General features: G+C 60.3%; 7 protein-coding genes. 5 read left to right on the top strand and 2 right to left on the bottom strand.

The genetic code is table 11. The features are described 5' to 3' along the window. Positions 1–182: 182 nt before the first annotated feature. Complete coding sequence (gene hemH / locus DBR24_RS03045) at positions 183–1,208, bottom strand: ferrochelatase (RefSeq protein ID WP_123463067.1); 1,026 nt, start codon at positions 1,206–1,208, stop codon at positions 183–185. A gap of 13 nt (positions 1,209–1,221) precedes the next feature. Beyond that, complete coding sequence (locus DBR24_RS03040; RefSeq protein WP_128613857.1) at positions 1,222–2,124, bottom strand: TIGR01777 family oxidoreductase; 903 nt, start codon at positions 2,122–2,124, stop codon at positions 1,222–1,224. A 197-nt stretch (positions 2,125–2,321) separates the two neighbouring features. Here DBR24_RS03040 and DBR24_RS03035 point away from each other — a divergent pair, with 197 nt between their 5' ends. The 5 genes from DBR24_RS03035 to DBR24_RS31440 all read left to right on the top strand — a co-directional run. After that, a complete protein-coding gene (locus tag DBR24_RS03035; protein WP_123463063.1) occupies positions 2,322–3,308 on the top strand; it encodes an NAD(P)/FAD-dependent oxidoreductase in 987 nt (328 codons plus the stop codon). Next, positions 3,305–3,523: a TIGR02450 family Trp-rich protein gene (locus DBR24_RS03030; protein ID WP_123463061.1), complete on the top strand. Its 219-nt coding sequence runs from the start codon at positions 3,305–3,307 to the stop codon at positions 3,521–3,523. Before DBR24_RS03035 ends, DBR24_RS03030 begins: the two co-directional genes overlap by 4 nt. Before the next feature lie 178 nt (positions 3,524–3,701). Next, positions 3,702–4,664, top strand: a complete 963-nt coding sequence (locus DBR24_RS03025; RefSeq protein WP_128613856.1) for a DUF523 and DUF1722 domain-containing protein — start codon at positions 3,702–3,704, stop codon at positions 4,662–4,664. Next, a complete protein-coding gene (locus DBR24_RS03020; protein WP_128613855.1) occupies positions 4,664–5,605 on the top strand; it encodes a MerR family transcriptional regulator in 942 nt (313 codons plus the stop codon). The genes DBR24_RS03025 and DBR24_RS03020 overlap by 1 nt, the downstream gene beginning before the upstream one ends. A 19-nt stretch (positions 5,606–5,624) precedes the next feature. Beyond that, positions 5,625–6,340, top strand: a 716-nt coding sequence (locus tag DBR24_RS31440; protein ID WP_256591255.1) for a deoxyribodipyrimidine photo-lyase, incomplete at its 3' end; no start/stop codon positions are given.

Here is a 6,340-nt window from a genome sequence, read left to right as displayed (position 1 = left end):
GTGGTGGCGATTGCGCTGAACCTGATCCTGCCGGGCAATGACAGATGGAAGCACAAGAAGGCGGATGAGCCGCTGATTTAAGGCCTGAAGATTTTTATTGCCTGACAGATAGCTATCGCGAGCAGGCTCACTCCTACAAGGTCAACGCACTACCTGTAGGAGTGAGCCTGCTGACGATACTTTCAGAGGGCCAACGGCGCTCTTTCGCATAGGGTTGCCAACGCCTTCGCCCATTGCGGGTCGTCGTTCAGGCACGGCACCAGCACCAACTCCTCGCCCCCCGCTTCGCGGAACTGTTCCTGGCCGCGATCGCCAATCTCTTCCAGCGTCTCGATGCAGTCGGCGACAAACGCCGGGCACATCACCAGAATTTTCTTCACGCCACTTTTCGCCAGTTCGTCCAGCCGCGCTTCAGTGTAGGGTTCGATCCATTTCGCTCGCCCCAGGCGCGACTGAAACGACACCGACCACTTGCCATCCGGCAAGCCCATGCGCTCGGCGAACAATGCCGCTGTACGCAGGCATTGCGCGCGATAACAGGTCGCGAGCACTGCCGGTGATGCGTTCTTGCAGCAGTCTTGATTCTTGAAGCAATGATTGCCGGTCGGATCGAGCTTGGTCAGATGCCGCTCCGGCAAGCCATGGAAGCTCAGCAACAGGTGATCGTAATCCTGCTGCAAGTGCGGTCTGGCGCTGGCGGCCAAGGCCTCGATGTATTCCGGCTGATCGTAAAACGGTTGCAGCACCGACAGCTGCACGTCGAGGTTCTTCTGGCGAATCACGCGCCGGGCTTCTTCGATCACGGTGGTCGTCGTGCTGTCGGCGAACTGTGGATAAAGCGGCGCCAGGGTGATGCGCTTGTGCCCTGCCGCAACCAGTTGCAGCAACCGTGTTTCAATCGACGGCTCGCCGTAACGCATCGCCAGCTCCACAGGCCCGTGGCTCCATTGCGTTGTCATCTGCTGTTGCAGACGGCGACTGAGCACCACCAGTGGCGAGCCTTCCTCCCACCAGATCGAGGCATAGGCATGGGCCGACTGCTCGGGGCGCTTGATCAGGATCAGCGACACCAACAGACGCCGCACCGGCCACGGCAGGTCGATCACGTACGGGTCCATCAGGAATTGATTGAGGTAGCTGCGCACATCGGCCACCGAGGTGGAGGCCGGAGAACCCAGGTTGACCAGAAGCAAAGCGTGATCGGTCATGCAACGTCCTATTTCAGAGGCGGCTGGAGAGATCATCCAGAGCCGCGCGTAAATCCGTGAACCGGAAAGTGAAGCCCGCTTCCAGCAAGCGTGCCGGCATCGCCCGTTGGCCGCCCAGCAACAGCAAAGACATTTCGCCCAGACCGACCTTCAAGGCCAGGGTCGGCATCGGCATGAACGCCGGGCGGTGCAACACGCTGCCCAGCGTCTTGGCAAATTCGCGATTGCGCACCGGTTTCGGCGCGCACGCATTATAAGGACCACGGGCCTGATCGCGGTGCAGAAGAAAATCAATCAAGGCGATTTGATCCTCGATATGAATCCACGGCATCCACTGCCGGCCATTGCCCAAAGGCCCGCCCAGTCCAAGCTTGAACGGCAGCAGCAGCCGCGACAAAAAGCCGCCCTCGGCCGACAGCACCAGACCGGTTCGTACCAGCACCACGCGCACGCCAAACGCTTCGGCACGTTGCGCGGTTTCCTCCCAGGCGATGCACAGCTGGCTGGCGAAATCGTCGATCACCGGTGGCGACTCTTCAGTCAACTCGCGCTCGCCGCCATCGCCGTACCAGCCTATCGCCGAGCCCGAAATCAGCAGCGCAGGTTTCTGCGCTCGCGCTTCAAGCCAGGCCAGCAAGGTTTCCGTGAGCGTGATCCGACTGCTCCACAACAGCGCCTTGCGCCGATGGGTCCAGAGTCGATCGGCAATCGGCGCACCGGCGAGATTGACGATGACATCCACAGGCTCCTCGCCCAGGTCCTCCAGACGCGCGATGCCACGCACCTGCGCGCCGCAACGTTGCGCGACTTTTTCCGGGCGACGGCTCCACACGGTCAGGCGATGCCCCTGCTGCGACCAATGCCGGCAGAGCTGACGTCCTATCAAACCAGTACCGCCGGTCAGCAATATGTGCATGACATCTTCCTCGCGTGGCGTTTTACCCGGATCACTAGTCTATTTTTATAAGCAGGGATCTTTTCGTACGGGCAGGCTCTATTGTTTAACCATAGGCCAAGCTGCCAGAACGAGAACGCTAGAAGTTATACCAAAAAACAAAATTGTACAGGTTTCAATCACGGCGTAGTCTGTACAGAAAGGTAAACGAGGCCCCTATGACTGTACCTATCGCAATCATCGGCACCGGCATCGCCGGACTTTCGGCGGCCCAGGCTCTGACAGAGACCGGGCACACCGTCCAGTTGTTCGATAAAAGTCGCGGCAGCGGCGGACGCATGTCGAGCAAACGCAGCGACGCCGGTTCGCTGGACATGGGCGCGCAATATTTCACCGCCCGCGACCGGCGCTTCGTCACCGAGGTGCAGCGCTGGCAAAGCCAGGGCTGGGTCGCCGAGTGGACACCGCAGCTCTATACCTTCCATGGCGGGCAACTGAATCTGTCGCCGGACGAGCAGACGCGCTGGGTCGGTTCGCCACGCATGAGCGCCATCACCCGCGGCCTGCTCGAAGGGCTGGAAGTGCATTTCGCCTGTCGGATCACCGAGGTCTATCGCGGCGAACAACACTGGCACCTGCAGGATGCCGAGGGATTCACTCACGGCCCCTTCAGCCATGTCGTGATCGCCACGCCGGCACCGCAAGCCACGGCCTTGCTGGCCGCTGCGCCGAAACTCGCCGGTGCCGCCGCCGGGGTGAAAATGGACCCGACCTGGGCTGTCGCCCTTGCCTTCGAAACCCCGCTGGATACGCCCATCGAGGGCTGCTTCGTTCAGGACAGCCCACTCGACTGGCTGGCGCGCAACCGCAGTAAACCCGGACGCGACAACACCCTCGACACCTGGGTGCTGCACGCCACCAGCGCCTGGAGCCGCCAACACATCGACCTGTCCAAGGAAGCGGTGATCGAGCAATTGCACGGTGCCTTTGCCGAACTGTTGCACAGCGCGATGCCCGCGCCCACGTTCAGCCTCGCCCACCGCTGGCTCTATGCCCGTCCGGCCACCAGCCATGAATGGGGTACGCTGGCCGATGCCGATCTGGGCTTGTACGCCTGTGGTGACTGGTGCCTGTCCGGCCGCGTAGAAGGTGCCTGGCTCAGTGGTCAGGAGGCTGCAAGACGCTTGCACGAACATCTGCAATGAATCGAATCAATCCGCAGAAGCTGCTGCTGTCGAAATGGACAGCAGCTCACCCGCAAAATCGTGAAAAACATTTTCTGGTCACCGAGTTGTTCCGCGACGAGGAAGGCACAGTACTGGCCGTCGAACTGCAGGCGGTGCTGACCAAGCGCACCGAACGACTCGACTGGCAGGCCCTGCAAAACCCCGCCCACTGGAAATTCGGCTGGCAACTCTAGGCGCTGCCAGAGGCTGCAATCCTCTGATCGTAATCCTGGAGATTGACCATAAGATCGGAATCTACAGCGCCTCCCGCAAAAACTTATACAAATAGTTTGACTTGTACACCTTTGAATCTATGCTAAGCACATGTTGTACAGATAAAGTCCACTGTACAGGTTTAGCTTCGAGGTGTTCATGTCCGATCTTTCCTCATCCCGGCCAAAAATCGCGATCAGCGCCTGCCTGATGGGTGCTGAAGTTCGTTACAACGGCGGACACAAGGAATCGCGCTTGTGCAGCCGGACCCTCACGGAATATTTCGACTTCATCCCGGTCTGCCCGGAAGTGGCCATCGGCCTGGGCATTCCTCGCGAGCCGATTCGGCTGGTGGGCAATCCCGATCAGCCCGAGGCGATCGGCACGGTCAACCCGTCGATCAACGTCACCGAACCCCTCGCCGCGTACGGTCAGAAAATGGCCGGCGAACTCAATGACATCTGCGGCTATATCTTCATGCAGCAGTCACCGTCGTGTGGCCTGGAGCGGGTCAAGGTCTATCAAGCCAACGGCGCACCGGTGAACGGCGGCGGCCGTGGCATCTATGCCCAGGCATTCTGCGCCAAACACCCGGACCTGCCGGTGGAAGAAGCCGGACGCCTGAACGACCCGGTGCTGCGCGAGAACTTCATTACCCGCGTCTTCGCCTACAGCGCGTGGCAGCACCTGCTCGAACAGGGTCTGAGCCGGCGCGCCCTCACCGAGTTTCATTCGCGCTACAAATACCTGCTGATGGCCCACAACCCGGTGCAATACAAAGCGCTCGGCAAACTGTTGGGCAACATGGCGAACAACGACCCTGCCGAACTCGGTCCGCGCTACTTCAGCGAGCTGATGCAGGCGTTGAAAAAATGCGCCACACGCGGCACCCACAGCAACGTTCTGCTGCACATCAGCGGTTACCTGAAACAGGCAATCAGTGCCGATGAAAAACAGGAAGTGCAACACATCATCGGCCAGTACCGCCTCGGCATCGTGCCGCTGGTGGTCCCGCTGACGCTGCTCAAGCATCACTTCCGCCTCCATCCGGATCCGTACATTGCGCAGCAGGTTTACCTGCAACCGCATCCGGAAAACCTCAGCCTGCGAAACGCCATTTAATGAACGATAAACCCGACACCAGCGCCCAGGAAGACCTCGGCGCCGACTTCAAGAAAGCCCTTGATGAGGGCTGGTTGCCGATTCGCGAGGTGGCGCGGCAGACCGGCGTCAACGCGATCACCCTGCGGGCATGGGAGCGCCGTTACGGGCTGGTCGTGCCGCAGCGCACGCCCAAAGGCCATCGACTGTACAGCGCCGAGCATGTGCAACGGATTCTGACCATCCTCACCTGGCTTAACCGTGGCGTCGCCGTCAGCCAGGTCAAGCCGCTGCTCGACACCGCGCCAGCGTCCGGCGAAGTCGTGGAAAACGATTGGCACCTGCTGCGCCAGACCCTGCTGAACGCCGTCACCCGCCTTAACGAACGTACCCTCGATGACAGCGTCAATCAGGCGATGGCGCTGTACCCGCCGCGCACCCTGTGCGAGCAATTGCTGATGCCACTGCTGGCCGAACTCGAACAACGCTGGCAGGGACAGTTCGGTGCGCAGATGGAGCGCACATTCTTTTATTCCTGGTTACGCAGCAAATTCGGCGCACGCATCTACCATAACAACCGTCAGTTGCATTCCGCACCGTTGCTCTTGATCAACCAATCAGACCTGCACATGGAACCTCATCTGTGGCTATGCGCGTGGCTGATCAGCAGTACCGATTGCCCGGTGCAAGTATTTGACTGGCCGCTGCCGCCCGGCGAACTGGCCTTGAGTGTCGATCACCTGCAGGCCCGTGGCGTGCTGCTGTACTCCAGCAAAGCGATGAACCTGGCGCAGTTGCCAAAGCTGTTGAATGGCATTAATTGCACAACAATGATCGCCGGACCAACGGTATGCATCCACCACGCCGAGTTGTCCGTAAAAACCACCGAGATCGCTGATTTGTACCTGGCCGAAGATCCGTTATCGGCACACCAGGCACTGCTTCAGCGTGGGCTGATTTAATGCGTTTGCGAGAAACATCATGCAACTGATCTGGCTGCGCAGCGACTTGCGCCAACATGACAATACCGCCCTCGCGGCCGCCGCAGCCCGCGGCCCGACGGTGGCCGTTTATCTGTTGAGCCCACAGCAGTGGCAGGAACATGACGACGCGCCGTGCAAGGTCGACTTCTGGCTGCGCAACCTGAGCGAACTGAGCGACAGCCTCGGCAAACTGAATATTCCCTTACTGATCCGTACGGCCGGGCATTGGCATCAGGCCCCGGCGCAGTTGCTCAAGCTCTGCCGGGAACTCAAGGTCGAGGCGGTGCACGTCAACGAGGAATACGGCATCCACGAAAGCCGTCGCGATGCCGCCGTGGCCGAAGTGCTGAAGGCCGAAGGAATCGAATTTCACAGTTACCTCGACCAGTTGCTGTTCCAGCCGGGCACGGTCCTGACCCGCACCGGCACCTACTTTCAGGTGTTCAGCCAGTTCCGCAAGGTCTGCTATGAACGGTTGCACCGCTCGGTGCCGGCGCTGGTCAAGACACCCGGCAAACAGGCCGCGCAGGCGATCCACAGCGATCCGGTGCCGGCCGCCATAAAAGGTTTCGAAACACCGAGCGAGGCCTTGATCGCCCTGTGGCCCGCCGGCGAACAAGAAGCCCGGCGGCGCCTCGACACCTTCGCTGACGCACAAATCGATTACTACCAAAGCGAACGCGACTTCCCGGCAAAACCCGGCACCAGTCAACT

Origin of the sequence: Pseudomonas sp. HMWF006 (assembly GCF_003061205.1) — a bacterium.
Lineage (GTDB): Bacteria > Pseudomonadota > Gammaproteobacteria > Pseudomonadales > Pseudomonadaceae > Aquipseudomonas > Aquipseudomonas monsensis.
This window is presented reverse-complemented; position numbering and strand designations above follow the sequence as displayed.